The sequence below is a fragment of the Brasilonema angustatum genome, from assembly GCF_059505445.1.
Window position 1 is genome coordinate 1 of the sequence record NZ_JCACKO010000032.1, and the last position, 26,330, is coordinate 26,330.

At 42.5% G+C, this 26,330-nt stretch carries 26 protein-coding genes and 1 pseudogene; 23 read left to right on the forward strand and 4 right to left on the reverse strand.

The genetic code is table 11. The features are described 5' to 3' along the window. Positions 1-338: 338 nt before the first annotated feature. Together AC5JM2_RS07965 and AC5JM2_RS07970 are read right to left on the reverse strand one after the other, a co-directional pair. Positions 339-1,385, reverse strand: coding sequence for a CHAT domain-containing protein (locus AC5JM2_RS07965; protein WP_495834357.1), 1,047 nt, complete (start codon positions 1,383-1,385; stop codon positions 339-341). Between the two features lie 353 nt (positions 1,386-1,738). Further along, a complete protein-coding gene (locus AC5JM2_RS07970; RefSeq protein WP_495834358.1) occupies positions 1,739-2,125 on the reverse strand; it encodes a hypothetical protein in 387 nt (128 codons plus the stop codon). A gap of 72 nt (positions 2,126-2,197) precedes the next feature. Here AC5JM2_RS07970 and rppA point away from each other — a divergent pair, with 72 nt between their 5' ends. From rppA to AC5JM2_RS08025, 11 genes are all read left to right on the forward strand, one after another. Then, positions 2,198-2,875 (forward strand): two-component system response regulator RppA, encoded by a 678-nt coding sequence (gene rppA / locus AC5JM2_RS07975; RefSeq protein WP_495834359.1) that lies wholly within the window; start codon positions 2,198-2,200, stop codon positions 2,873-2,875. A gap of 34 nt (positions 2,876-2,909) precedes the next feature. After that, the gene (locus AC5JM2_RS07980) at positions 2,910-4,193 is read left to right on the forward strand and encodes a sensor histidine kinase (protein WP_495834360.1); all 1,284 of its coding nucleotides are present in this window, start codon (positions 2,910-2,912) and stop codon (positions 4,191-4,193) included. 246 nt (positions 4,194-4,439) lie between these two features. Further along, entirely contained in the window at positions 4,440-4,823 is a 384-nt protein-coding gene (locus tag AC5JM2_RS07985; RefSeq protein ID WP_495834361.1) for a DUF6152 family protein, read from the forward strand. 42 nt (positions 4,824-4,865) lie between these two features. Next, positions 4,866-5,273 (forward strand): DUF6152 family protein, encoded by a 408-nt coding sequence (locus AC5JM2_RS07990; RefSeq protein WP_495834362.1) that lies wholly within the window; start codon positions 4,866-4,868, stop codon positions 5,271-5,273. Continuing rightward, positions 5,273-5,764: a DUF6644 family protein gene (locus tag AC5JM2_RS07995; RefSeq protein ID WP_495834363.1), complete on the forward strand. Its 492-nt coding sequence runs from the start codon at positions 5,273-5,275 to the stop codon at positions 5,762-5,764. Before AC5JM2_RS07990 ends, AC5JM2_RS07995 begins: the two co-directional genes overlap by 1 nt. 71 nt (positions 5,765-5,835) lie before the next feature. Further along, on the forward strand, positions 5,836-7,116 hold the full coding sequence (locus AC5JM2_RS08000) for a M28 family peptidase (RefSeq protein WP_495834364.1): 1,281 nt from the start codon (positions 5,836-5,838) through the stop codon (positions 7,114-7,116). Positions 7,117-7,191: 75 nt separating this feature from the next. Continuing rightward, on the forward strand, positions 7,192-7,983 hold the full coding sequence (locus tag AC5JM2_RS08005) for a trypsin-like peptidase domain-containing protein (RefSeq protein ID WP_495834365.1): 792 nt from the start codon (positions 7,192-7,194) through the stop codon (positions 7,981-7,983). A gap of 220 nt (positions 7,984-8,203) precedes the next feature. Continuing rightward, positions 8,204-8,980 (forward strand): SDR family oxidoreductase, encoded by a 777-nt coding sequence (locus AC5JM2_RS08010; RefSeq protein WP_495834366.1) that lies wholly within the window; start codon positions 8,204-8,206, stop codon positions 8,978-8,980. Positions 8,981-9,524: 544 nt separating this feature from the next. Further along, positions 9,525-10,580, forward strand: a complete 1,056-nt coding sequence (locus tag AC5JM2_RS08015) for an AI-2E family transporter (protein ID WP_495834367.1) — start codon at positions 9,525-9,527, stop codon at positions 10,578-10,580. Continuing rightward, positions 10,581-10,847 (forward strand): hypothetical protein, encoded by a 267-nt coding sequence (locus tag AC5JM2_RS08020; RefSeq protein ID WP_495834368.1) that lies wholly within the window; start codon positions 10,581-10,583, stop codon positions 10,845-10,847. Between the two features lie 131 nt (positions 10,848-10,978). Next, positions 10,979-11,482, forward strand: coding sequence for a 2TM domain-containing protein (locus AC5JM2_RS08025; RefSeq protein ID WP_495834369.1), 504 nt, complete (start codon positions 10,979-10,981; stop codon positions 11,480-11,482). A 101-nt stretch (positions 11,483-11,583) separates the two neighbouring features. Here AC5JM2_RS08025 and AC5JM2_RS08030 read toward each other — a convergent pair whose 3' ends face one another. Continuing rightward, complete coding sequence (locus tag AC5JM2_RS08030) at positions 11,584-12,477, reverse strand: class I SAM-dependent methyltransferase (RefSeq protein ID WP_495834370.1); 894 nt, start codon at positions 12,475-12,477, stop codon at positions 11,584-11,586. A 248-nt stretch (positions 12,478-12,725) separates the two neighbouring features. Here AC5JM2_RS08030 and AC5JM2_RS08035 point away from each other — a divergent pair, with 248 nt between their 5' ends. The 4 genes from AC5JM2_RS08035 to AC5JM2_RS08050 all read left to right on the forward strand — a co-directional run bounded on the left by AC5JM2_RS08035 (position 12,726) and on the right by AC5JM2_RS08050 (position 16,623). Beyond that, positions 12,726-13,592, forward strand: coding sequence for a polysaccharide deacetylase family protein (locus AC5JM2_RS08035; RefSeq protein ID WP_495834371.1), 867 nt, complete (start codon positions 12,726-12,728; stop codon positions 13,590-13,592). 85 nt (positions 13,593-13,677) lie between these two features. After that, on the forward strand, positions 13,678-15,126 hold the full coding sequence (locus tag AC5JM2_RS08040; protein ID WP_495834372.1) for a DUF5009 domain-containing protein: 1,449 nt from the start codon (positions 13,678-13,680) through the stop codon (positions 15,124-15,126). 231 nt (positions 15,127-15,357) lie between these two features. Continuing rightward, the gene (locus AC5JM2_RS08045; RefSeq protein WP_495834373.1) at positions 15,358-16,326 is read left to right on the forward strand and encodes a hypothetical protein; all 969 of its coding nucleotides are present in this window, start codon (positions 15,358-15,360) and stop codon (positions 16,324-16,326) included. Positions 16,327-16,473: 147 nt separating this feature from the next. Further along, on the forward strand, positions 16,474-16,623 hold the full coding sequence (locus tag AC5JM2_RS08050) for a hypothetical protein (protein WP_495834374.1): 150 nt from the start codon (positions 16,474-16,476) through the stop codon (positions 16,621-16,623). Between the two features lie 77 nt (positions 16,624-16,700). On the opposite strand, the gene AC5JM2_RS08055 is transcribed toward AC5JM2_RS08050, so the two are convergent. Then, the gene (locus AC5JM2_RS08055) at positions 16,701-17,324 is read right to left on the reverse strand and encodes an FMN-dependent NADH-azoreductase (protein ID WP_495834375.1); all 624 of its coding nucleotides are present in this window, start codon (positions 17,322-17,324) and stop codon (positions 16,701-16,703) included. A 181-nt stretch (positions 17,325-17,505) separates the two neighbouring features. Between AC5JM2_RS08055 and AC5JM2_RS08060 the strand changes: the two genes are divergently transcribed. The 8 genes and pseudogenes from AC5JM2_RS08060 (at position 17,506) to AC5JM2_RS08095 (ending at position 26,209) form a co-directional block, all read left to right on the forward strand. Then, positions 17,506-17,724 carry a hypothetical protein gene (locus AC5JM2_RS08060; RefSeq protein ID WP_495834376.1) on the forward strand — a complete coding sequence of 73 codons (219 nt, stop codon included), beginning with the start codon at positions 17,506-17,508 and terminating at the stop codon, positions 17,722-17,724. Continuing rightward, a pseudogene (locus AC5JM2_RS08065) lies at positions 17,717-18,134 on the forward strand (pepsin/retropepsin-like aspartic protease family protein). Before AC5JM2_RS08060 ends, AC5JM2_RS08065 begins: the two are co-directional and overlap by 8 nt. Continuing rightward, a complete protein-coding gene (locus AC5JM2_RS08070) occupies positions 18,112-18,297 on the forward strand; it encodes a hypothetical protein (RefSeq protein ID WP_495834401.1) in 186 nt (61 codons plus the stop codon). Before AC5JM2_RS08065 ends, AC5JM2_RS08070 begins: the two are co-directional and overlap by 23 nt. Before the next feature lie 59 nt (positions 18,298-18,356). Next, entirely contained in the window at positions 18,357-19,784 is a 1,428-nt protein-coding gene (locus tag AC5JM2_RS08075) for a S8 family peptidase (protein WP_495834377.1), read from the forward strand. Positions 19,785-20,107: 323 nt separating this feature from the next. After that, the gene (locus tag AC5JM2_RS08080; RefSeq protein ID WP_495834378.1) at positions 20,108-21,487 is read left to right on the forward strand and encodes a hypothetical protein; all 1,380 of its coding nucleotides are present in this window, start codon (positions 20,108-20,110) and stop codon (positions 21,485-21,487) included. Continuing rightward, positions 21,484-22,779, forward strand: a complete 1,296-nt coding sequence (locus AC5JM2_RS08085; protein WP_495834379.1) for a DUF1822 family protein — start codon at positions 21,484-21,486, stop codon at positions 22,777-22,779. Before AC5JM2_RS08080 ends, AC5JM2_RS08085 begins: the two co-directional genes overlap by 4 nt. 30 nt (positions 22,780-22,809) lie before the next feature. After that, positions 22,810-25,230, forward strand: coding sequence for a CHASE2 domain-containing protein (locus AC5JM2_RS08090; RefSeq protein ID WP_495834380.1), 2,421 nt, complete (start codon positions 22,810-22,812; stop codon positions 25,228-25,230). Continuing rightward, positions 25,223-26,209 (forward strand): hypothetical protein, encoded by a 987-nt coding sequence (locus AC5JM2_RS08095; protein ID WP_495834381.1) that lies wholly within the window; start codon positions 25,223-25,225, stop codon positions 26,207-26,209. The genes AC5JM2_RS08090 and AC5JM2_RS08095 overlap by 8 nt, the downstream gene beginning before the upstream one ends. The last annotated feature ends 121 nt before the right edge of the window (positions 26,210-26,330 follow it).

Here is a 26,330-nt window from a genome sequence, read left to right on the forward strand (position 1 = left end):
ATTCACAATGCTTCTAGTACCGTTCCAGCCTCGTAAATTGGCAAAGGTATTGTTACTATAACCACATTCTGTACAATAAATATTCTTTTGCATAGTTGTAATTTGTTTGATTTAGTCAGGCATAGACACAAATTTTTCCTTGAAAGTAGGTAGGCGTAATTAATTCGTAGATAGCAGTAGTGCGAGCGTCTCGCTCGCGGGCTATCCGGTCCCGAAGTCGCTACAACGCGCTTAACCCGATGCCAGATACCTACGGAGGGAAACCCTCCTGCAGTACTGGCTCCGCAACGCGCAACTCTTGGCACTACATCTTATATTTAATTAAACCTACTTACTAACTAATTGATAGTTGCATTTCCACCTACTCTTCCCATGAACTTATTGTTATTACCAGTGACGTTCTGTACCACATTGTCATTACCGGATATAGTCTGATTAAAAGTGTTGACAGCCTTGGAAATAACTTCCTCGTCTGACTGCATCAAACGAGTTATCTGGGCAGCCAAGGTTTTATCTTCATCCAGCAACTTTTTGAGTTGCTTTTGAAATATATCCAAAGCATCCGTATCACTGGGAGAGTTAACTAACTCTTCTGCTGCCCCTTTTGCCATCGGCTTTGTTTCCACCTTTGGTTGCAGTAAAGCCCAGACTGATTTTGCCTTTGTCCATACATCTTCGCCTAACTTTTGAGAAGCTCCTTCCACTGCCTTATTACCCACAGTCATTAAAAATGGTAGGCAGGGTGCTAAAAATTTAACTAGTATTGCTATATCCATTGGTTTATATGGTTTTTCTTTAGTTTTTGTTTGAATAACTGGAATTTGCGCTTCAGAAAGGTCTTCTAGTTGAATTGCAAGCTTACCTTCCTCAAAGGCCCTTTGAAACACATCTTGATTATCTGAAGTTGGGTAGCCCAATCCATCGTAAAAACCAATTGCAAATTTGATCGCAGCCTTATCCCCAATCGGCTGATTCATCCCAATTGCATAATTAATGTATTCGCTAATTGCAATAGCTGGTTTAGCAGAATAACAGGCATTAAGCAGTACGCATTCTACATGATCTGCGTGCAACTTAAACAGTGATACTAGTCCGGATGCTGAGACGGGCTTGTTTTCTCCCCCGTCGTCGTCTTCTAACAGCAAGCTGCCATCTTCCAGCCCGTGTCCACAAAAGTGAACGATTTGGGGTTGTTCTTCTGCAATAGCGCGGCGGATATCAGTCGGGCGCACAGCAGTCCTGAGCGTAATCTTGAATAAATCCCGCTTTACACCACGTCGGATAGCTTCTTCAATTAAGCGAATTTCCTTATCCAAGCGCAATCCCTGGGGAATTGCTGCCAGAATCAGGATTGTTTTGACACACACACCGTTACTTATAGGCATAGAATAGGCATGGAAAAAGGGTTAGTTATGATGCAGAAGATATACTAATGAGTTATGAGCACATGATACTTCTTCAACAGAAATATTATGCATTCCAGAATATTTCTCCCACATTTGGCAGGTTAATTAGCAAAAGAAATAATATTTACGACAAGCAGTACCAAAAAACTGTAGAATTCAACATCGTTCCTCACTAAGGTTGGAAATTGGTTTCAAGGAGGCGATCCATAGCCTCGATGCGTTCTGCAACTGCTTGCAGTGATTTGAGTGCTCTGCCATCTTTGTCGCGTTCTAAAGATGCTCAAACAATGTCTACCGTCGCTTGCGGGAAAACCAATTAGCAGGAACACCAATCAATCCGTTGCAAAGCGCATCAACTTCCTTACATCATCGATTGGCAATCGTAACTCTTTGCTAATTGCTGCTTCCAATGCGCTAAGTTGTGTGACCGGAAATTCAAATTCTAGTTCTTTTAGGGCTTTGGAAGCTGTCTTGACTCTGACTCTAGAAACACCTTGATGCTTTTTGATTTGAACTGTGATTGATAGTACAAGTGTTGGGGACTGCTTTGCTGATAATGTCTCAACCTTCAACGGATTCGTTGATTGACGAGAGCGCAACAATATGCTATCAATCACAAATCCACTCCCCACCCAAAAAGTCAATCCAAGCAGTGGTAGGAGTAGCCAAAACTCTAATCCCAAAGAACGTAAAATTTTAAACCATCGGGATTGGAGCATAAATTAACTAAGTTCACTTTACAGATATTACGCGCACTAGGATAAAGAAAAAACAACAGCAGCGATCACCCTATGTTAATTTTACTGGTGGAAGATGACCCAGCCCAATTAGAACCACTGCGAGCTGCGCTGACTAAAGCAGGACATATTATTGATGCGATAGAAGATGGACAAACAGCCCAATGGCTCTTATCTCAAAAAGATTATGACTTGTTGATTTTAGACTGGATGCTTCCTAAAGTCAGTGGCGTTGACCTTTGTCGGGAATATCGACTAGCGCTTAAAACTGCCCCAGTACTAATACTAACTGCTAAGGATACGACATCAGATAAAGTTTATGGTTTAGATGCTGGAGCAGATGATTATCTGGTAAAACCAGTTGATATTGTCGAACTGCTAGCACGGGTGAGAGCTTTGAGAAGACGCTCCCCACTTTGGCAAGGAGACAAACTTACTTTGGCAGATTTAAATCTGGATTTGAATAACCTGACTATTGAGCGAAATCAATTCACAGCTCAATTATCTGGTCGAGAATTTCAACTGATGGAGTACTTGATGCGCCATCCTCGTCAAATTCTATCTCACAATCAAATAGAACAGGCTCTTTGGGGATGGGGCACAGAACCAGAAAGTAATGCTGTGACAACACTGGTGCGCCGACTGCGACAGCGTCTGCAAACGGTTGGAGCAAAAGATTGGCTAGAAAATGTTTATGCTATGGGTTATCGGCTTGATGCGCCCGAAAGATGAGATGGGGTACCTCTTGTTTGACTCTTGACTAATTATGTTTGTTCGTAGTCGTCGCAATTTGGCATACTTATTTACAATATCGATGGGGAGCATCCTCATTACATTTGCTGGTATAGCATATTACTTCGTTGTTCAACAGCAGCTTCAAGCTTTTGACGACAGACTTTATTCTGATAGCAAAGCTATTGCCAGAACTCCACTGTACAAGCTGTATAACAAACGAGCGCAGTTTGAGCGAAGAGATAATCCAATTTTTGGTGAGACACTACCACCAATTAATAATGACTTGGCGTATATTCGGTTGTACAAATTCAATGGGGAATTAGTTGATTCTACTGGTATGTCTGGTTCAAAAAAATTAACTGTTGCTCCTGGTTTTCAAACTATTCAAATCACTCAGAAGAATCGCAATGGAGTTTTTACTACCAAAGAATGGTTACGTGAACTAACCTTACCTGTTATACAAGAAAATATGTTAATTGGGTATATTCAAGTTGCTGTTTCTCTGACTCCTGTGCGTGAAAACTTGAATCGGGCAAGGTTATTTTTGACAATTGGTTTACCAGTAACTTTAGGCACGATAGGTATTACTGGTTGGTTTTTAGGGGGACTTGCAATGCAACCAACTCGTCGGGCATACGAACAACTACAACGCTTCACTGCTGATGCTTCCCATGAGTTACGCGCTCCCGTGGCTGCTATTTTAAGTAATGCACAAGTGGCTTTGATGCCTCCACAGGATGAATTAGAGCAGCGTTTTCGTCTAGAAAATATTACGGAGATTGCTAAATCAATGAGCAATCTCATTAATAATCTGTTGTTTCTTGCTCGTCAGGATGGACCGTTAGATAATGCAACATTGAAGAGTATAGACCTTGTTGGACTACTACAACCTATAGTCCAAGAGTATCAGCAACTAGCAGTTGCACAAAATCTCAATTTTACTTCTCACTTACCTGAGTCACCTGTTACCCTAAAAGCCGATTCAGATTTGTTAAAACAGGCGATTGTAAATTTACTTAGCAATGCTTTTAAGTACACCCTTGAGGATGGTACAGTAGCACTAAAACTCTTGATACAATCTCACAGAGCTATTATTCAGGTAGAAGATAATGGCATTGGCATTCCCGAAGAAGATTTACCCCATATCTTTGAACGGTTTTATCGCGTAGATACAGCGCGATCGCGTCAAACGGGTGGCTTTGGTTTAGGACTGGCGATCGCCCAACAAATTGTGCAGGCACACCGAGGACAGATTATTGCCAAGAGTCTTTTTGGGCAAGGTTCAACCTTTCAAATTGAACTACCTCAAAAGTAGAGCGGATAAGAAATTCAATTTTTTTTCCTACCTGGCAAGGACTGACATTTTTTTGTCATACTTGTCCATCACACTAAGAGATAACAAGAATATCACGGTTCTGTTATATGATGTCTAGTTTCTCATCCACAATGACTATAAAATCCCACCTCTAATCCTCCACGCTTGCGGTAAAAAGTGCTATAGGCGAAGTGGGGTTATTGAACACACTTAGATTCTTTCACAAAACTTAGCACCGCCAAACGTATGATTGCAAAGCGCTCTCGGTTATTTCCGACACTCATAGTTACCGTAGTTGCGAGTCTTGGTTTTGCTGGAGAGGTAGCAGCACACCACGGCTATGACACAACCTATGATGTCGGACATCCACGGACAATCACAGGGGTGATTAAAGCAGTGAGATATGCGAATCCTCACATTCGTATGCAGCTTCAAACAACTGGAAACTTAAGGCAAGTTTGGAGAATTGATTTGCCATCACCAACCCAAGCACAACGACGAGGATTAACCCGAAGCTTTCTGAAGGTAGGAGCAACTGCAACTGTGGTAGGATGGCCCGCTTATGATGGTTCCAACGAAATGGGCGCGTCGCAAATCACAATTGGTGGAAAGACTGTGCAGGTGAACTGAGCAAAACAGTACGAAACTTAACAAAAGCAGGGGAATCGAATTATGGATGATCAGCAACAGGCAGACAAAGCCATGCTCAAAAAAAGTTTTGTGCAGGCTGCACTGACTGCGGCAACAATTGCAACTTTTTTAGCTTCTGGAACTGAAAGTGCTAGCGCACACCACGGCTGGAGTGAGTACAACAACGAGCAAACACTCAATCTGACTGGAAAAATCCAGAATGTGAAGTACGATAATCCACACACCACAATAGAAGTGAAAACAGATGATAATAAAGTATGGCAAGCAGTCCTAGCACCACCTGCCCGATTGCAAAGACGTGGGTTAGCCCAAGGCTCTTTGCAGGTTGGACAGCGAGTGAGATTAGTAGGATACCCTCATCGCACTGAAACCAGTGAAATGAGAGCAGAGCGAATCACTATAGGTAAACAAACAGTAGAACTACGCTGATGAACCTTGCTGATACAAGCTGGTGGTTGTGGTTGGAAAACAGTGCCTTGTCCTCAACAATTCGCCAGTGGCTATGGCTTTACCCAATGATCGAAACAACACATATTCTTGGTTTAGCCATTGTCTTTGGCTCAATTGCTCTGTTCGATTTCAGGTTACTTGGTTTCTCCCGTCACCTGTTGGTAACAGATATGGCACGATACCTCTTGCCCTGGGCTTACCCAAGTTTTGCGGTTGTCGTGCTATCAGGTTTTCTCCTGTTTGCAGTAGATGCAACCGAAATAGCAGCAAATCCAGCTTTTCGTCTGAAGCTTCTGCTATTGTGTGCCACCGGGATGAATGCGGTTTTTTTTCATGGAGTGGCTTTGAAATCCGTTAAGTTTTGGAACCGGGGTGTGAAACCTCCAGTAGTGGTTAGGGCGATCGCCGTCATTTCCCTTGTGCTTTGGACTGGTGTGATTATTTGTGGTCGCCTCATTGCATACGTTTAACAGTTATCAGTTGTCAATTGTTTACTGTTTACTGATTTAAAAATCTGCGATTTATAGCTGTAAATACAAAGGTGACGAACACGAAATTTCCATCAATTCTTTTATTAAACACAAAAGCAAAATTATGGTTACAAACTGCGCTTGTAGCTGTTTTGGTCGGACTTCCCACGGCTTGCGTTGCACAACAGTCAAATCGTGCCAGAGAACTTACCCAGTCTCAAGCTGTCGTTGATGCTCAGGAGTCCAACCGCACTTTTGCAGATGTGCAAACTTTAGTAAATTTTGGTCCGCGAGTGGCTGGGACACCAGTCATGGAAAAGGCAAGCGCTTATCTGATTGATGAGTATCGCAAAGCTGGCTATGTGACTGAAGTCCAAACTTTTACTTATCCCAAATTTCAAGACTTAGGCTCAAATTTGACTGTTGATGGAGCGACAGTTGAGGGTAAAGCGCTCAATGGTACAGTTCCTGGAAAATTAAATGCGCCACTGGTAGCGGTTCCTAATGTTGGACGCGAAGCTGATTTTGCTGATGTCAATGTCAAGGGGGCTATTGCTATTCTCCGGCGCGGTGAAATTCGTTTTTCTGAAAAAGCGAAAAATGCCTTTGCTGCTGGGGCTGTTGGTTTGGTGATTGTCAACAATCAAGCAGGGGATGTGTACGGGACACTTGGTGAGGAGGTAAAAATTCCTGTCCTGGCGCTTTCTGGTAAGCAAGGAAATCCCTTAATTCAACGTGTGCAAAGCGTACCCCTGAATATCAGTTTGAATGTGAACGCCCAACGACGTGTTGTCACAGGGCGTAATATTATAGCACATCTTAAAGGTGTAACTGCGCCCAAAATTATTCTTGGTGGGCATTACGACTCAGTACCTGGTTCTCCAGGAGCAAACGATAATGCTTCAGGAACAGCAGTTGTCCTGGCTGTTGCCCGTAATCTTTCTAGTACGCCAACTGCTCGTCAAGCCTGGTTCATCGCCTTTGATGGTGAAGAAGACGGGCTGCACGGTTCGCGAGCTTTTGTTAATGGGGCTAACTCACAGTTTCTTTCTGGGCTGAAAGCTATGGTCAATTTCGATATGGTTGGCGTGAACGAGCAGTTAGGGATTGGTGGTACGTCATCTTTAACAAGATTTGCACGAAATGTTGATCCACAAGTGAAAACCTTTGGCTCTTTTGGCGGTAGCGATCACGCATCGTTTGCTAAAAAGGGTGTGCCAGTCATGTTCTTCTACCGGGGTCAGGAGCCGAACTACCACACACAAAATGATAAAAAGGTAGACCCAAAACTATTAAATGAAACAACTCAAGTAGCGCTGAATATTGTTAAGCGAATTGTTAACGCTAACTAGTTTTGTGGTTGAGGAAAACGGCGCTTGTCTCCAATGATTCTGTGTCAAACGATCCTCATTTATAGGAAATCTACAATGTCCTCTGTTTTTTCTTTGAAGAAATCTCTCACTAGTTTGTCTTTGGTATCTTTTGGAGCTGCAACGGCTATGTTGGGGGCACATTTTATGCCTACAAATCCAGTACTGTCTCAGCAACCAATCGCTCAATTGCCTTCTGCACCAATTGGCAACACAGATACTAACTTTGTTACTTCTGCGGTAGAAAGAACCGGAGCTGCTGTGGTGCGGATTGACTCTACGCGCACTTTAAGAAATCCATATACGAATGGTAGACGGGTGGCAAGAGGTACAGGTTCGGGGTTTATTATTAGGTCGAATGGTCTGATTCTGACAAATGCTCACGTTCTTGGTGGAGCAGATAGAGTGAGTGTAACTTTGAAAGACGGTCGTAGCTTCACAGGTCGAGTTTTAGGGCAAGATAGATCAACAGATGTGGCAGTAGTCCAAATACAGGCTAACAATCTTCCTGTGGTCAGTCTTGGTAATTCCGAGCAGTTGAAACCTGGAGAATGGGCGATCGCTATCGGTAACCCTCTAGGTTTAGACAACACTGTGACAGCCGGGATTATTAGTGGAACAGACCGTTCTAGCCGTGCCTTTGGTTCCCGAAATAGGGGAGTTGGATTTATCCAGACGGATGCTGCTATTAACCCTGGTAACTCAGGTGGACCACTGCTGAATCAACGAGGGCAAGTCATTGGTGTTAATACTGCTATTATTCAAGGTGCCCAAGGACTGGGATTTGCAATTCCGATTAACTTAGCGCAGCAAATTGCTAACCAATTGATTGCTCAGGCGGCGGCTTAATTGCTCCAGTTGTACAATGCAACTTGATGGAGTTTCAATCTGCTACATGAATCCTCGCTGATTCATTCTGTGAATAAGGGCGCTGCCTCTCCTTTGCGCCCTACCCTGCACCGAAGCCCTCCGGGGATGACCTATGCCCTGCGGGCACGCTTGATTTTTCTATATTTGTTATTCAATGGGACAATAGTTCTTTGCAATTGTATTTTGTAATTAATTTTAGATGACTACCCCTCTACAAGTTTTCGTCACTGGTGCAACCGGACGTACTGGTTCACTTGTTTGCCAAAAATTGCAACAACATCCCCAGCAGTTTACTCTTCGGGGATTTGCCCGTAAAAGTGAGAAAGTTCAGCAATTGTTTGGTACAAAGGATAACTTTTTCTTTGGCGATATCCGCGACCCAAAAACTCTCATAAAAGCGTTAGAAGGTTGTTCTAGCTTGGTTATTCTCACCAGTGCGACTCCGCAGATGAAAGGAATGCCACAACCGGGGATACGTCCTGAGTTTACCTTTCCTAACGATGAAATACCGCAAGTAATTGACTACCAGGGTCAGGTTAACCAAATTGATGCTGCAAAAGCATCTGGAGTGAATCATATTGTGCTGGTCGGTTCAATGGGTGGCACGAATGAAAATCATCCCCTTAACAGTCTTGGTAATGGCAACATCTTGATTTGGAAACGTAAGGCAGAACAGTATTTAATTGATTCTGGTATTGACTATACAATTATTCGCGCTGGGGGTCTATTAGACCAACCGGGAGGAAAACGAGAACTCCTGGTTGGTAAAAATGACAGCATGCTGATTAATCCACCAAATGGGATTCCCACTTCGATTCCGCGTGCAGATGTGGCAGAAGTGGTCGTGCAAGCTTTGTTGGAACCAAACGCTAGAAACAAGGCGTTTGACTTGATTTCTCAACCAGAAGACGCGCCTGGTACTGTAGTGACGACAGATTTTGTGGCTTTGTTTGCACAAACGACGCCTGGATTGTAGTAAGCACAGTTGTCGTCTTCTGCATCAATCGTAACGCGATTGATGCAGGTTTATGTAATTATTATGTTGTGTGAAAAATTCAATCATCCACTCAACGTATAGTCTGGAGACTTACTGGGGGCAGACTATAATTTGCTGACCGATTTTACCCCGTTCTATGGAACCGCGCTTACCGAATTAAAGCTGGGGCTAATCTTCTATTTTAAAAAGTATTTTTAATACAGCAACTAGCACACTGAGCAGTTACCGCTTCAACATGCAAAAGCCGAAGTCATTTTTTAATTAATTACGCCGCCACAAGCTGTATAATTTTCTCAGTGTTAGAGCAATCAGAAATCATTCAGAAACTATAGATAATTTTGTAGTGGGCATTGCCCACCATTGCCAGATTTGCTAGGCAATACCCACCGACAAATTTCATAAATCGGATAGAGGCGAACCAACTTTACAAATGTTTTATTTAAATATAGTTTGGAATTCAAGTATGTTGAATACTCGGTGTTCTTAGAGCTAAAACATTAAATTATGGAGGAGTAATAGTATCATGTCAAGCTCTAGGGATAGAGATAGTGGTTGGGGAAGGCTTAGTCATGGAGCTCCTTTGGCAGTGTTCGTTGCAGTTGTACTTTATATTATGTACATGCTACTGCCAGTCTTGGAGTTGATAGCCCTTGCCGCACTTGTCGCTCTGATTTTTCGTACTACTCTAAAATGGATTGAGAAAATTGTTCGAGTGCCTTGGATAGCAGTCACGATCCTGGTTGGGGTAGTCGTAGCTTTTGGGGTATTCATTAGTTTGGTGATGATTCCCAGCTTGTTTGAAGAAGCTCAGACTTTGAGTGAGGCGTTGCCTAACTATGTAAACTCTCTCAAACCATTGTCTGCTAGACTTCACACTCAATTCAGTTTTCTCCCCGATCTGTCTGGTGGTTTGGATCAATTAAAAGGTATACTCAACCAAGTCCTTTCTTTCATTCCGCTCCTACTCCGAAATACAGTAGAGGTATCTATTGAAACATTAGCGACAATAATTTTAGCCCTCTACATGGCTTATAACCCTAATTCTTTGATTCAAGGACTGTTGCGGCTAGCACCGCGCAGGGAACACGGTAGGATTAGAACAATACTCCAAGATATAGAGGTTAGGCTTGAGGGTTGGCTATTAGGTACAGGATTGGGAATGCTGATCATTGGCGTTGGAGCCACAATTGGACTTTCGATTCTCAAAATTCCCTTGGCTGTGTCTTTCGGTATTCTAGCTGGAATTATAGAGGTGATTCCTTACTTTGGCTCAATTGTTGGTACACTTCTGCCAGCGCTGGTAGCACTTACCATATCCCCAATTAAGGCGCTACTTGTCGTAATCTTCTTCTTGATTTTGAACCAAGTAGATGTTCACATTATCCAGCCAGTGATCATGGGAAACCGAGTAGGTCTACATCCAGTAGTAGTTATTGTAGCCTTTTTATGTTTTGGTAAACTGTTAGGATTTGTCGGTCTGATTGTAGCGGTTCCTGCTGCCGCAGTTTTGATGACTATTATAGACGATCTAGTTCCGAAAACTGTTGAACAAGAGCAATCAGAAGCTCAACAACCATAGGTGAGAAATTTCACTAGACAGCGACTCGATATGCTGTCTTTTGTGATTGCCTACGGCAGAGCTAAGCGCCAGAGGCGCACGCACTCGCGTTCGCTTAACGCCCAAGCAATTGTTCAAGCGCACCAGGGCAACTTGAATGTGCAAAGTGAATTAGGCAAAGGTAGCACTTTTACAATTCTATTGCCTTTTAATGTCACTCCGTTTGAAGGTGTTCGTTCTATTTATCAATTGAAATGGCTGTCTCGCCGTCCACGCAAATTCCAGTAAAATTTTTAAGTAAAATTTTATATTTTTCTTGTGTATATCATCTACCCACAGCACCAACGATATTTGCTAGTCTAAAACTAGTGGCAAAGCATCAAAAGAAAACTTTATTATTGAAAAGAATAACACGCATTATGACGACTTTTGAGACGAGAGTAACTCGAACCTATACACAAGACGATATACAGCAGATTCTCCATTTGGCGATCGCTCGTCAAGCTGACGATAACAACAAAGAATTTTCCTACGAGCAACTGCTAGAAATAGCTGGAGAATTGGAAATCTCCATAGACACACTTAAACAAGCAGAACAAGACTGGCTAGAACAACACGGAGAAATGCTACAACGACGAGCTTTCAACGCTCATCGTCAAGGTAGATTCAAAAAGCGTGTTGGTAAGTATGCAATTGTTAACGTCTTTTTGTTATCTCTGGATATACTTGGTGGTGGTGGTCTTTCCTGGTCACTATATATCTTACTCTGCTCTGTGTTTGCAGTAGGTCTTGATGCTTGGAATACTTTCCAAATCAAAGGCGAAGAATACGAACTTGCTTTCCAAAGATGGCGTCGCAAGCATCAGGTGACAAAATTCTTTAACACAGCCGTGAGTAAATGGCTCAAGGCGTGGCGCATTTAGTCACCAGTAAAAATTGCAGACATCACCCGTTATTCAAACAGTTATCAGTTATCAGTTATCAAGCAATTGATAACTGATAACTGATAACTGTTCCCTGTTCCCTATTCCCTGTTGCCTCCTTTACGACCGAATGCAAAAAAGCAGGTACCATCATTCCAAATACCTTGCTCTGTCACTAACGCTTCTAATTGAGCATCAAATTCAGCCTTGATTTCTTGTAGTTGCTCTGATGGAAGCTCGAACAGAGTGTTAGAGAATTTGGGGGCTGGATAGGAATTTATAGTCCACCTTTGCTTTGCCTCCTCTAAACTAATATAATTACCATACTGCTCGGTTTTAATATCAATCGCTTCAAAACCAGATCGCTCAAGCAGATTGTGACATTTTTCAGCTGTATCTGCAGTTGTACCTGTTGGCTCGCTCAATTCTCGCAAAACGCCATACTTTTCAAAAATCTTCTGCCAAATAACAACTCCAACTAAAGCTGCATCTGCAAGCGCATGAAAACCAACTAACCCATTAGGTTTGAGAAATTGCATCCATTGACGTAATGTGGCTTCCATATCTGTCATCAACGGAAATGCATTCGCGCACAAAATTCGCTCAAAACTGTTTGCTGGAAAATTTAGTGCTTCAGCATCCGCAAGCTGAAGTTCAACATTGCTTAAGCCTAACGCCTCAACCTTGCGCCTAGCAAGAGTTAGCATCTGGGTTGAAATATCGACACCGACGATTTTACCAGAGGACCCAACTCTTTGAGCAACTTCAATCGCAACATGACCTGTTCCAGTCGCAATATCCAAAACGTCATATCCAGGGCTAATTTGTGCGTATTCAACCAGACGATGAGCAATCCTCAAATGCCATTGACTTTCATCATAGTTGTGACTTCTGCGATTATACACATCCGCTATCTGCTGCTTGTAGTCATTTAACTTAAGTTGTTTAGCCATTAGAGGTTTGAAGTGAGACTGTTTTTTAGAACCTAGACTCATGATAAATGCTGTTTGGCAAGTGCGACACTTGAGTCATGCTGTAATACAATAGACCTGCCTCAAAAATCTACTTTTATTCTTCCTTGTGAGCTTTAGCGGATGAAGTCTCCTACAAAAGTCAATTTATTGGAACATAAAATCACAGATAGACACAAGTAAATTATCTGTATTTTTCTGCGTCTATCTGCGGATAAAAAGATCCAGATAGCTAGTTACATCTACCATACAATAGAACAACATTACTCAAAGTGAATCAAAAGAATCAAAGCTTTCCATTTCATTTACTTCTAGCAGTTTTCATTCTTTTTTTTGTTATCAAATTATTCGTTAATAAGCCTGTAATTCCTATTTTTGGTTTTCATGGCATTCTTCCTGCTAATACTCCTACTTCTCAATTGCAAAATATGCACTACCCGGAAAAAGATTTAGAGAAAATTTTAGAGCATTTCGTGAGTAATAACTACTGGTTTTTAACCACTCAAGAGTTATATGATTATTTTCTCAAAAAACAGAAAAAAGTACCAAAAGAGCATTCCAGTCAAAAACCAATAATGATTTCATTTGATGACGGATATAAAACAGTACACACGAACTTACTACCCATTTTGTCTAAGCTTGAAAATAAATACGGTAAAAAAATAAAAGTAGTCTTGTTTATCAACCCAGGCATTATGGAACGAAAAGAAAGTACCTCTACTCACTTAGACTGCCAGGAATTACGAGAAGGTTTGAAAAAAGGTTTTTATGATATTCAATCTCATGGCTTGAACCATAAAAACTTAATGACATTAACTCGTCGCGAGTTAGTTAAAGAACTTCAGCAAGCCCAGATTAAACTGAGACAATGTACCCAAGATTTAGATCCACAACAGCAAGTAGCATCTCATCTGGCTTATCCTTACGGAGCCTCTAATAAACAGGTGCGACACTATGCATCTAAATATTATTTATCAACGTATCTTTACAATGACAAAATACTTGATTACGACTGCAAGCAAAACTACTATGAAATTCCTCGTATTCCAGTTAATCGACAAATGACATTTCAACAAATGCTGGAAATAGCTGAAGGTTTTCAGCAAGACAAGAGTTTACAAAAATGTGAAGCGAAATAGACGGAATGAAACATTTTCCGTGAGGCTTAGGTATGGGATAAATAATGTATGACAGCTAAAACATAGGAGCTAGGATGAGATTTATATGGAGCAAAAGACTATTACTGTTACCAACCTAAAACGCGCCTACGCCTTAGATGCACTGCGTGGATTTGCAATTTTGGCAATGGTCTTATCAGGCACTATAAGGTATAAGATTTTGCCAGCTTGGATGTATCATGCTCAGGAGCCGCCACCTACCCATACATTTAATCCTAATCTGCCTGGGTTAACTTGGGTAGATACTGTATTTCCAATTTTCCTGTTTTGTCTGGGAACAGCTATTCCTTTGGCGTTGTCGAGTCGTCTTGCTAAAGGATTTACTACAAAACAAGTTGTTTTATATATTCTTAAAAGAGGATTTCTCTTAGGAATCTTTGCAATACTACTTCAACATCTTAGACCATATACAATAAACCCAAATCCAACTGAACAAATATGGTGGATAGCTTTATTGGGTTTTTTAATACTCTTTTTGATATTTGTTAGGTTATCTGTAAACCAACATTTTAGGCACTATATAAAATGGCTTCCCTTGAGTGCTTTAATCGCAGCAATTATCTTTATCTCTTTTCTTCAATATCCAGATGGACGTGGATTATCACTTTCCAGAAGTGATATTATCTTAATCGTTCTGACAAATATGGCGGTTTTTGGTTCGCTTGTTTGGTTAATTACCAGAAATAATTTGTTGCTACGTTTAGGATTATTAGGCTTATTGATTGCTTTACGGCTCTCGGCTACTGTTAAAGAAAGTTGGATTGCTATACTTTGGCACACTTCACCAGTCCCTTGGATTTTTCACTTTGAATATTTACAGTATTTGTTTATTGTTGTTCCTGGAACAATTATAGGAGATTTAATTCTCAACTGGCTGCAAACTCCTACTAAGAATGAGGGAGATGAAGAAGTGAAAATTTCTTGGAATAAGCTACGTTGTTTTGGCATTCTTCTGATGATGTTGAGTCTTTGTTTGGCACTACTCATTGGCTTACAGGCTAGGTGGTTATGGCAAACAACATCACTGAGTTTTGTTCTTTGTTCAATAAGTTGCTTTTTATTTGTCAATCCAGTAACTGACACAGAAAGATTGCTGAAATCATTTTACCAATGGGGAATTTATTGGTTGGCGCTTGGCTTGCTTTTTGAACCGTTTGAGAATGGGATAAAGAAAGACCCTTCAACGTTGAGTTACTACTTTGTCACCACGGCGATCGCACTTTTTCTCCTAATTACCTTCACCATACTCCTAGATATCTTCAAACAGCGAAAACTTCTGCAGTTGCTCATAGATAATGGACAAAATCCAATGATTGCCTATGTAGCATTTGCCAATCTTCTCTTGCCTATTTTGAGATTAACTCACATTGAACCGTTGATTCTAGAGTTTACAAATACCCCCTTGACAGGTTTTTTCAAAGGTGTCATTTATACGTTAGCGATCGCCTGTCTTGTGAGTCTTTTTACTAAGTTGAAGCTTTTTTGGAGAACTTAATAGTTGAATATACTGCTTTACACTCACTTTATTTGTTATTTTTTTTACTTTAAATCGGTTATTATAATTTCGGGTAACTCAAATCTTGCACCTCATCCATAGTAAGCCTTGAACTCAAGTTCGGAAATTTCTTTATTGGCGGACGAAAATTATGGTGCAAGATTTGAAGTAATAAATTAACAAACAACAGAAGCTTCAACGCTTCAAACTGTGCTACTAGGAGATGCATCAATGGCAATTATTTTAAGAGTGACGACAAATACGACTTTCAAGCAGGACTGGCAGCAACAATCATCAAATTTAGCACCACAAGACAAGTATTTCGCTCAAGCAGGTCAGCAACTTCGCGTTACGTCTATTGATCGTGATACTCAAAAATATGGTGGTGACAACTGGCTAGTCACTTTTGAGCAACCACTTCAGCCAAATCAAGGTACAGCTAAAACTACTTGGTACGTTTATGCACCTCATGTACAAGAATTATCAGGTGTTCCATTAAATTTAATCAGTTTAAGAACAAGGACAAGTACAACTTTCAAGCAAGACTGGCAGCAACAATCATCAAATTTAGCACAACAAGACAAGTATTTCGCTCAAGCAGGTCAGCAATTTCGCGTTTCATCTATTGATCGCAATGCTCAAAGATATGGTGGTGACCACTGGAAAGTCACATTCGTCCAACCACTTCAGCCCAATCAGGGACAAGCCAAGAGCACTTGGTACATTTATGCACCTGATGTACAATTATTCAGCAATGTATTAACCTCACCTTTGCTCAGAGTCAGAACAAGTACAACTTTCAAGCAAGACTGGCAGCAACAATCATCAAATTTAGCACCACAAGATAAGTACGCAGCCACAGCAGGTCAGCAATTGCGTATTTCATCTATTGATCGCAATGCTCAAAGATATGGTGGCGACCACTGGAAAGTCACATTCGTGCAGCCACTTCAACCCAATCAGGGACAAGCCAAGAGTACCTGGTACGTTTATGTGCCTGATGTCATATACGAATCGCCTGTCTCTCAGTCTGACACGGGGACAGCGCCTAATCATTTCAACATCATCCAGTATCTGCGGCAGCAAATACAGGGGAACACCTCTATTAAACCTGTAACAGAAATGAGTCTGCTTTCTCCCTCCTGGATTTATCTCATCTGCTTTCTGTGTACCTCTGCGGTTCGTTTGAAAAAATTTTGAAAAAGTCAAAGCCCTACGGGCAGGGTGTAATAGTGTAGGGGTGTAGGGGTGTAAGGGTGTAAGGGTGTCTACATCTGTGTGCATCTGCGGTTTTAAACTTTTGAAACTATAGTTATATGACTTTCACTGATTTCCATAGTAGTCATCATGAACTGCGTACACCCTATGCCTACGGCACGCCAAAGGCGAACGGGTTCGGCAGTTGCTACCCTTCGGGAAGCCGCCCTCCGGGCGTCTACAAGTCGGGAAACTCTAGCCAAGCACTGCCTCACCAGGACGGATGAAAAATTTATTTAATCTCTCCCTGCTCCCTGCTCCCTGCTTTTTCAAGTCAGGGTGGGCATTACAACGCCCACACTACTTGAGAGATTAGATTACCAACCAGCCACAGCTTGCGCTATGGCTTCATGTGCTTTTGCAAAAGACTGCTGGCGAACTTCATCACCTCCACTGAGGTTTTCCACATTGATGTATGTAATGTCTGTAATTCCAATAAACCCAAAAATCGCGCTGAGATAGGGTTCCTGATAATTGTAGGGTGCAGCGAAGCTTCCTGGAGAAAAGTCACCACCACGAGCCGTGATAATCAGGATCTTTTTACCTTCAACCAGCCCTTTAAAGCCACCTTGCTCGGTTACAGCGACGGTGCGACCAATGCGAACAATCTGGTCAATGTAAGCTTTAAACGTGGAGGGGACATTGAAATTATACATTGGCACACCGAAGACGTAGCGGTCAGCCGCAAAAAATTCATCAACTAAGGTGTTTGACAATTCAATTGCTTTAGCTAGCTCAGGTGTGTGAGTATCTGGTGGTGTAAAAGCAGCAGCGATCCACGGCTCGTCTACATGAGGAATTGTATTATGACCAATATCCCGGTAGGTGACTTTATCTCCGGGATGGGCATTTTTCCAAGCTGTGATAAACTCACCAGAAAACTTGCGGGAGAAAGAACGTTCTCCACGAGGACTAGAGTCAATATGTAAGATATGTGCCATTAATCAATTTCCAATAGCAAACAGTAGAATTGGGATTAGTTACTGGGTTGGTTGATTACGCAGAAACGCAACTACGAACCAGTCCTTATTTGTGGTTCAACTTTTTATCCGTACTAACTGTAAACTATGTAAAGTTAAAATGAGAAGTAGGCACTTAAAAGTAACTAGAGTTTGAGCTAATATGAGCGTAGCTAAATTGTTATCGACCTTACGAAATCTGTCTCGCGTAGAAAAATTACAGGTCATGCAGTTTTTAGTTCAAGAACTGGCAGATGAGGAAGAAGCATCGTTGCTGGAACCTGGAGCGACCTATCATGTGTGGTCTCCCTATAACTCTCATGATGCTGCCCAAAAGCTAGCCACCCTGCTGGAAGAAGACAGACAGGCAAGTGATGCTTAACGCTCAAAGGTTTCCCTTCATTGAAGGACGTGATGCGTTCGGTGATATTGACGCAGTGCCGCTATTACCTCTGACACTGACTTACCAAAATTCTGTTGTACAAGTTGCAGGGTTGCTAGACACTGGAGCCAGCATCAATGTCTTGCCATACAGCATAGGTATTCAGCTAGGAGCCGTTTGGGAAGAGCTAAATACCTCCGTACAGCTGGCTGGAAATCTAGCACCCGTTGAACCAAGAGGATTAGTTTTGTCAGCCCAAATCAGCACTTTTGCGCCTGTGCGATTGGTGTTTGCATGGAGCCTCACATGATGATGTGCCATTACTGTTGGGGCGTATGAATTTTTTCTTGGAATTTGATGTCTGCTTCTACCCTTCCCAAATGACATTTGAATTACGTCCAAAGCCGTAAGCTAGTAACGTGGGATAAAGCTCAATATCGTTCAGTGAAGACATTCTTTCGTTCCTATGCTCTGCATGGGAATGCCTTAAAGCGGGCTGCTGCCTCAAGTGATTCATCCCTTGCCAGAGGCAAAGAACAAGAAATCAGTGTAAATTTTCATAAAAATGCATAAGTCTGTGGGGTTGAGCACTAGTAAATAACATAGCTCAAAAAACATGAAGTACCAAGGCTATGCTTAACACTCCAATTGATACCAGCGGTGCATTTTTAGAAAATTCGTCTGGAGTTTTAACAACACCTAGAGCGGATTCATTCGATTCTAATAGTCTTCTCATGAATTTCCGCAACAACTCTAATTTAAAAGCACAATCTATTTCTCCTGACATATACAGTCTTTCTGACTATCTAGACATCACAAATGATGACAGTTCCAGCCTATATGCCTACACAAATGATGATTCGCTGAATTTGATTGCAGGTGATTTTGACTACAATTCTAATTCCTTTCAGTTCGATTCTTCTCGACAAGTCATTGATGACATAACGGGTCAAGTTCTTGCTAATAATAACAGTGGATTTGGTATTGATACTCAAATTCCACTTTCTTTTCTGGCAAATAATGGCGATACAACGCAGGCAAACTATTTTGCAACTACAACAAAGACAGATGAGTTGAGTGGACAAACGCTCTTAACGTCACAGTCTTTAACTGCACAATCAAATACATTTAGTAAAGTGTATGGCTACGGACTTGTGAATGCAGCGGCAGCCGTAGCAGGAGCAATTGGAAAGTCACCTTTTGCTGATGTTTCTAATGTAGGTGGATACAATTGGGGACTGGATAGGATTCAGGCACCAGAAGTGTGGGCAAAAGGTTATACGGGTAAGAATGTTGTTGTGGCTGTAGTTGATAGTGGAGTGGACTATACGCATACAGATTTAGATAACAATATTTGGAGGAATCGAGGCGAAATTCCTGGTAATGGTATTGATGATGATCGCAATGGATACGTTGATGATGTCATTGGATGGAATTTTGTAGGCAACAACAACAATCCGATGGATGATAACAGTCATGGAACTCATGTTGCTGGAATCATTGCTGCTGAAAACAATGGATTTGGGACAACAGGTGTTGCCTACCATTCTCAAATTATGCCAATCAAAGTACTAAATAATGAAGGCCAGGGTACTTCTAAGAGTATTGCACAGGGAATTATCTATGCAGCTAATAATGGGGCAGATGTGATTAATCTCAGCTTGGGTGGAAGTTACTCACCTGAAGATGCACTGGCTATCCAGTATGCAACGCAACGGGGTGCAATTGTTGTCATGGCCGCAGGGAATGATGGTACTGATAAACCCATATATCCAGCGGCATTAGCAACTGATTGGGGAATCGCAGTGGGTGCGATTGATCAATATAATTACGTACCTGATTTCTCAAATAAGGCAGGTTCCGACAATAAAATAGACTATGTGGTTGCTCCTGGTGTTGATATTTACTCGACAATTCCCAATAATAAGTATGGCCTTAAAGACGGCACTTCGATGGCGACACCTTATGTTTCAGGTGTCGCCGCATTGATGCTGAGTGCCAATCCGAATTTGACTCCTAATCAAGTGCGTCAAATTATTGCGCAATCCAGTTTAGCTTGATGAGATTTGGCAATTTTTTCATCTTTTGCCACTACTCCCTTCCTGTTGTGAAATGACCGAAAACCTTAGGGTGGACACTTTCCACGCTAGAGAATAGTACGGTACGTGTAGAGACGTTGCGTGCCACACGTGTAGAGACGTTGCATGCAACGTCTCTACATTGCTAGAGAAATCGGTATTTCCCAGTGCCAAAGGAGTTTTTTGCATGAGTTGACTCAGCCAGAACTAGAGAGAAGTATGAGTAACACGCCTGAAAAAATAGTGACTTTAAATTGAGGAGGTGAAAAAATTGAGAGTGACTGGCTTTGGATAAGTAAAACACTGTGGTATCTGCATCAAAATATTGGCAACTTGTCAAGTTAGATTCGACTGGCTCGCGTCGGGTGGAAACAATGATTGCTGCTAAGAGCTATTTCCAAAACCAATTTCCTGGATGGACGAATAACGTCCCTGATACAACGATTGTGCGCCAACTTTGGCAGCAAATGCGGCAGAATGAAGAAATGGCTGAGAGTTGTTTACGCTGCTATATCTCGCACCAAATCAATCAAGCTTGTCTGGGTTTGGCAGTTAAGTTTGGCAGTCGCCACGGTTTTACTTATCAAGATTTATTGCCTTTTGTTTTAGATGATCAGGGGTTGCTCTCATCAAACTCGCCTGAAAGTGTTCCCTATCGTTCTCTGGCGATGACCATTTTGCAAAGTTTCGACCCAGTAAAGGGAACGCTCAACACATGGGTAACACGTTATGTTCGGCAACATCCAGAACTAAAGCGGTTTTTGTTACAGCATGGTGTTTATATAATCAGCGATTGGGCATTGCTGAACGATACAACCTCGAAGCGATTACAGCAAATTCTGGCAGAGGTGTATCAGTTAACACAAATTGAAATTCAGCAAAATTGTGAACTTTTACAAAGCTTTCATGCAGTCTATCGTGAAGACCGCCTGCAACAGCGCATTACTGGGACGAAACAACCCTGTCAGCCACCAACGCCTCAGCAGTTAATTCGTATCGCTGATGATCTCAAAGTTCGCAGTATTCGCAGACTCACGCCTGAAGCAGTCTTGCGACAGTTAAATGCGATCGCATCCAAAATCCGGCAATCTCGGATTTCGGCACAAGGAGGAATGGTCAATGGCGTTTCTTTCGATCAAACAGAGATTCAACCGTTTGTAGATCGGGCAGAGGTCGTTCAAGATGATCAAGAAATAGTTGAATTTCTTAAATATTATCAAAATCAATTTATTCAATGTTTAGATCAGGCGATTTCTCAAGTGATTGGCGATTGGATTTCTCAGCTGCAACGCAAACGTTCATCGGTAAAGCAATTATTTATCAATGCCCTACATCTTTTCCATTGCCAAGGTCAATCTATGAGTCAAATCGCGCCGCAAATTGGATTAAAAAAACAATATGAAGTGACTCGTTTATTAAAACTTAACGATTTACGTGCTGATATCCGTCAGCGATTGCTCGTGATGTTGCGATCGCGCATTGTTGATTACGCCAAGATGTATACTGAGTCCGAACGTTTACAAAGCTTAGATCAACAGGTAGAAGTGATTCTAGATGAACAAATTACGGGCATCATCCAACAAGCAGAATCCGAGGCAAAAAATCCGGTTCGCAATCAATCCCTACCCAGTCTCTTGGCACGTCGCATTTGTCGTTATCTCGATTCAAGGATTCCTACATCATGATTGATCAACCTGCATCAATGCCAGATTTGACAGATTTACTCGATTGGCGATCGCTCAATGATTCGCAAACCGAGCTATCATCAGACCAATTACAAACAGCTGCGCGTCTGAGTCAATCAATTCATTTGCCAGATCAACGCTGGCAAGTTTATCTAGCTGCGTTGGCTGTGTTGGGATTTGAGCAATGGCTGAGCGATCGCGCCCCAGATTTGAGAATAAATAGCACAGATGCCTCAATTTGGCAACCAGCATATGCAAATTTGATAGCGGCGGTGTGTAACGTTCAAGTTGATTCCTTCAAACTCTGTATCGTAGCTTCTAGCAATCTGGATGAAAACCAAGTCAGCTTCCCAAGTGCAGTTTTTGACATCCCTGATTTTGCGGCTCATTTCTATGTACCAATCCAGGTGGAGGAAGAGGAACAACAGGTTGCAGTCTCTGGTTTTTTAAACTACGAACAGTACTGTCGATATCAAGCAGCCGCATCACTTCAACTTGAACAAGATTGGACGTATACACTACCTCTAACCTGGTTTAATTCTGATCCCAACGCGCTGCTGCTGAATCTGCGTTGCTTAGAACCAGATGCGATCGTTCTACCCACAACTTCATCTGCACAACAGGAGAGTGATACAGTACTGCGGCAAAAACTGACAACACTACAATCTCAACTTGTAACTAAGCCCGTTTGGGAATTGCTGACAGTCGAAGAAGGTAAGACATTGTTGCAAAAGCCTGAACTCGTTAACTGGGTGTACGAAGTTTCCGCTCCCCCGCGTTCTCAACCCCTGATCAACGTTGGTTTGTGGTTACGCAACCAGCTTGATACGGTGGCTGAGGAATTGGGATGGATGCTTATGCCATCGCTAACATTGTCTGGGCTGCGATCATTGGAAGAAGACTTTTATAAGATTCGCACAGCTTTGGAACAGCAAGGCGTTCATATTCCTGCAACAGCGCGAGGCGCTTACCGCGACTTGCGTTGGGAACAGGGAAGTTTGCGACTCTACGCGGTGACGTGGGTAGTATCGCAAGAATTAGATTCTCCGGAATGGATGTTACTGATTGCTTTAAGTCCACAACAGCCGACGCAGCTATCAATGCACCTCAAGCTGGAAATTAAAGATGAAACACAGCTACTCTTTGAACAGTCTCAGGAGAACACAAATCAGGATATACTCTATGCTCAAGTTATTGGTAATTGGGGCGAACGATTTTGGGTGACGGTGAGCGCTGATCATGCTGTTTTTGAAATTCCACCTTTTGGTTTTGAGTTGGAAATAACGCCTTGAATTGCTCAACTACTAACAACTAAGTTCTATATGAAATTTAATTCCCATTTTCTTCACCTGAAAGTTCAAAAAGTTGAGAAAATTTGCTTGTTTGCGTTGTCTTGGGGACAAGGACAAAATCTAAGTGTGCAAATCAATTATCCAACTGTGTTATCTTCGCTTTATGAGGAATGGCGGCGGGCATATCTCAACTTTTATCAGTCGGAACAAATGCGGGGACGCGCGATTAGTGGTGGAATTGCAACTATAAAAGTGGACTGGCACGCGGAACTTGTTAAAGCGGAAACAAAGTTTATGTTTGAGTTTCATCGCTGGTTACGCAGTGCCGAACTGTACGAAATTCGCGCACAGATTGCCAAACTAAGTCAAGAATTTGTCAAGGCGAATCCACAAACAACTGAGACTGTGCAACTTTTTCTCACCTGTGCACCGCTTGAGTTAGATCGTTTTCCTTGGGAAGCTTGGGAATTTGGCACAGAGTTTGCAACCACAGGAACAATTCGGATTATTCGCGCTCCTTTAAATATTGCCACAGAAAGCGGAAGCCAGTACACAAGACCACAACGGCGACGTGCGCGTATTCTGGCGATTTTGGGTGATGATACTGGGTTAAATTTTGAAGCAGATCGGCAGGCAGTGCGATCGCTTTCCCGCATTGCAGATATCCAGTTTGTTGGTTGGCAACCAAAGCAAACACCACAGCAAGCCATCCAACAAATTACTAAGGCAATAACAGACCAGCAAGGGTGGGATATACTATTTTTTGCCGGACACAGCAACGAAACTCAGATGACAGGGGGCGAGTTGGGAATTGCTCCTGGTGTGTCAATTTCTATCAGCGAAATCAAACCACAATTGATAGCTGCAAAAAAACTCGGTCTACAGGTTGCTATTTTCAACTCCTGTAGTGGACTGAGTCTTGCAGATGCGTTGATTGATATTGGTTTTAGTCAAGTTGTAGTGATGCGCGAACCGATCCACAATTGTGTGGCGCAGGAATTTTTGGTACGATTTCTGCAAGGGTTGGCGAAACACTTGGATGTGTACGAGTCGATGATGGCGGCGCGTCAATTTCTGCGGATGGAAAAGAGTCATACTTATCCCTCTGCTTCTTTGGTGCCTTCGTTGTTTTGCTATCCAGGCTCTGCCTTATTCCGTATAAACCGAGCAAAATTGCCAAAAAAATTATATGATTTATTACCAAAACCGATTGAGGCGATCGCACTATGCACCAGTATTGTCCTCAGTTGCATTCCCCCCGTTGCAGGGCAACTATTGAACGGGCGCACATTCGTTCAGTCAATTTACCGCGACGCAACCGTTCAAGTCCCGTCTGAGGAAGATCCCCCAGTTGCACTCGTGGAGATTGATACTGAATCGATTTATCATGGTCGCATTTCTCAACTCAATCCGATTAATCGCAGCTATTTAGCAAAGTTAATCGAACGCCTACAAAAATTAAATGCTTCCGTCGTTGGGTTAGATGTGGTGCTTGATACACCGCAAAAAGACCCCCCATCTGGAGATAAAGATTTAGCAAAAGCCATACAGCAAGCAGTTGACCAAAATACGTGGTTAATAATTGCTGGAATTTTGGAATCGAATCGTGAGTTGAGCATCAGTAAAGCGACTGCTATTGCAAGTCAAAATTGGACAGTGCAAGGATATATTGATGTGGTTGATCCCCACTTTGTTGAAATCCCGCTTCCAGATCAAGATTGTCGCCAAGCTTGCCCAATGGCTTATTTAATGTCACTTGTGCACACATCTCGCTCCTCAATCCTTGACTTACCAAGGCTCGATACAAGTAAGATCAGCTTACGCACCCAATTGCTGAGTGCAATTGAGCAGATAGCTCCCAAAATCCGCGATTTACCTCCTCCTTTAAACTGGTATCCGCCCTTTGGTTTACAACCTATAGTCGATTTCTCCCTTCCCCCTGATCGCGTTTATCAGCGAATTCCCGCTTGGAAATTGCTTGAAGATCCCGACACTAACAAATCTCCACTACTTTCGCAGGTTGTGCTGATTGCGGTGGGAAGCGACGAACGCTTGGGGATCGCACCTGGACAAGCGGATCGCTTTGATGCACCTATGGCGATGAGATATTGGACGCAACAATCTCGGCTGACAGGGGGTGAATCTTTGGCGTACATGACTCACCATTTTCTCCGGCGACACTTTGTGATTCCTATCCCTGATGTCTGGGTGATTGGCGTTGCAGTCATCCTTGGTAAAATCACCGTATTACTCCTCAAACGCCAGCAGTTTTTAATGAGTCCAACCCGTCGCTTACAAATTAGAGCTGCTGCGATAGGAGCAACAGCAGTTTATGGTGTGGTTGGGTTACAGCTTTATATTTGGGCTTCGGTTTTGCTCCCCTGGCTTTTACCATCGTTAGTGTTTTTGGCTTACGTTTTACCTGCTACAAGGAGAGAGAGAGATGTTTAATATTCAACAGGACTTACGCACTCAAAACCCGAAACCTCCTCGGAACCTCACCCTGCCCTGTCGGGCATCCCTCTCCTTAGCAAGGAGAGGGAAAGATTTTAGCGCAGCTAAAAGCGAGGGTGAGGTAAAAAGCGAGATCTGTGTACACGATAGCCTTAAAAACGAGAGAATCTTAAAAGCCCCCTTAAAAAGGGGGTTGGGGGATCTCTTCAGCGTAAGTCCGATTCAATTTAATCTTCAACACCGCAAGTTTTTGTTTATCTATGCAATTATCCCCTTATTCGTCAGTACCACTGCGATCAGCAACGCCCAGACTGCCCCAGCTGCGAAATCTCCTCAACCGGTTGTCCAGCAAGGATTTACAGCTAGGCTTAGCGCATTTTGGCAGCGGCGTCCCCGTCATCGTTTAGGCGCACGCAGTGGTATTTGCGCCATTTCACCTGGTTTGCTGGAAACATACGTTATTTGGCGCGATCGCCCGTTGTTTCTCTGGCAAGGTAGAGCTGCTCAGATTACCGTGCGCGATCGCGAAACTCAAACCGTATTGTGGACACAATCTCTCAACCCCACAGATAAAAAAATCGCCTACAACGGGAAAGAACCTCTGCAACCAGGTAAACTTTATCAATGGCAACTGTTAGGAGCTGAGTCCTCAAGTTCTGATCGTAAGCAATGGACAACATTTCAGATTATGCCTGCAGGCGATCGCGATAAAATTCAAGCAGATTTGCAAACCTTAGAGCAGAAACTACGAGCAACGAAAGCTTCCCAAGAAGATATTGCAGTGATAAAAGCAGATTACTTTACCAACTACAAAATTAAACAGGAGAATGATACAAACGAAGCTCCCAAAGCTTGGTCAGATGCTGTGCAAACCCTCTACGATGTTGAGAATCCGTCTCCGTCTTTTGTTGAGCAACGGCAAACATATGTCGCAAATTTGTGTACTCAGCAAACGACGACAACACAAGCAAATTAACCGGAGTACGCCTAGGACTTACAGTCCTAGGCTATAAGCTAAGTCCGTTAAATTGACTTCTTGCATCACTTTCAATTAGCCCATTTCGATCGCCTCGGAATCAATTCCGAGGCTCACAGCC

Coding starts and splice junctions, on each gene's coding strand:
- AC5JM2_RS08040 (WP_495834372.1), top strand. CDS start 13,678: ATGGAGCAAAAGACTATTACTGTTACCAACCTAAAACGCGCCTACGCC.
- AC5JM2_RS08090 (WP_495834380.1), top strand. CDS start 22,810: ATGAAATTTAATTCCCATTTTCTTCACCTGAAAGTTCAAAAAGTTGAG.
- AC5JM2_RS07985 (WP_495834361.1), top strand. CDS start 4,440: ATGATTGCAAAGCGCTCTCGGTTATTTCCGACACTCATAGTTACCGTA.
- AC5JM2_RS08010 (WP_495834366.1), top strand. CDS start 8,204: ATGACTACCCCTCTACAAGTTTTCGTCACTGGTGCAACCGGACGTACT.
- AC5JM2_RS07995 (WP_495834363.1), top strand. CDS start 5,273: ATGAACCTTGCTGATACAAGCTGGTGGTTGTGGTTGGAAAACAGTGCC.
- rppA (WP_495834359.1), top strand. CDS start 2,198: ATGTTAATTTTACTGGTGGAAGATGACCCAGCCCAATTAGAACCACTG.
- AC5JM2_RS08095 (WP_495834381.1), top strand. CDS start 25,223: ATGTTTAATATTCAACAGGACTTACGCACTCAAAACCCGAAACCTCCT.
- AC5JM2_RS08085 (WP_495834379.1), top strand. CDS start 21,484: ATGATTGATCAACCTGCATCAATGCCAGATTTGACAGATTTACTCGAT.
- AC5JM2_RS08055 (WP_495834375.1), bottom strand. CDS start 17,324: ATGGCACATATCTTACATATTGACTCTAGTCCTCGTGGAGAACGTTCT.
- AC5JM2_RS08075 (WP_495834377.1), top strand. CDS start 18,357: ATGCTTAACACTCCAATTGATACCAGCGGTGCATTTTTAGAAAATTCG.
- AC5JM2_RS07965 (WP_495834357.1), bottom strand. CDS start 1,385: ATGCCTATAAGTAACGGTGTGTGTGTCAAAACAATCCTGATTCTGGCA.
- AC5JM2_RS08060 (WP_495834376.1), top strand. CDS start 17,506: ATGAGCGTAGCTAAATTGTTATCGACCTTACGAAATCTGTCTCGCGTA.
- AC5JM2_RS08030 (WP_495834370.1), bottom strand. CDS start 12,477: ATGAGTCTAGGTTCTAAAAAACAGTCTCACTTCAAACCTCTAATGGCT.
- AC5JM2_RS08015 (WP_495834367.1), top strand. CDS start 9,525: ATGTCAAGCTCTAGGGATAGAGATAGTGGTTGGGGAAGGCTTAGTCAT.
- AC5JM2_RS08045 (WP_495834373.1), top strand. CDS start 15,358: ATGGCAATTATTTTAAGAGTGACGACAAATACGACTTTCAAGCAGGAC.
- AC5JM2_RS07990 (WP_495834362.1), top strand. CDS start 4,866: ATGGATGATCAGCAACAGGCAGACAAAGCCATGCTCAAAAAAAGTTTT.
- AC5JM2_RS08025 (WP_495834369.1), top strand. CDS start 10,979: ATGACGACTTTTGAGACGAGAGTAACTCGAACCTATACACAAGACGAT.
- AC5JM2_RS07980 (WP_495834360.1), top strand. CDS start 2,910: ATGTTTGTTCGTAGTCGTCGCAATTTGGCATACTTATTTACAATATCG.
- AC5JM2_RS08050 (WP_495834374.1), top strand. CDS start 16,474: ATGAACTGCGTACACCCTATGCCTACGGCACGCCAAAGGCGAACGGGT.
- AC5JM2_RS08005 (WP_495834365.1), top strand. CDS start 7,192: ATGTCCTCTGTTTTTTCTTTGAAGAAATCTCTCACTAGTTTGTCTTTG.
- AC5JM2_RS07970 (WP_495834358.1), bottom strand. CDS start 2,125: ATGCTCCAATCCCGATGGTTTAAAATTTTACGTTCTTTGGGATTAGAG.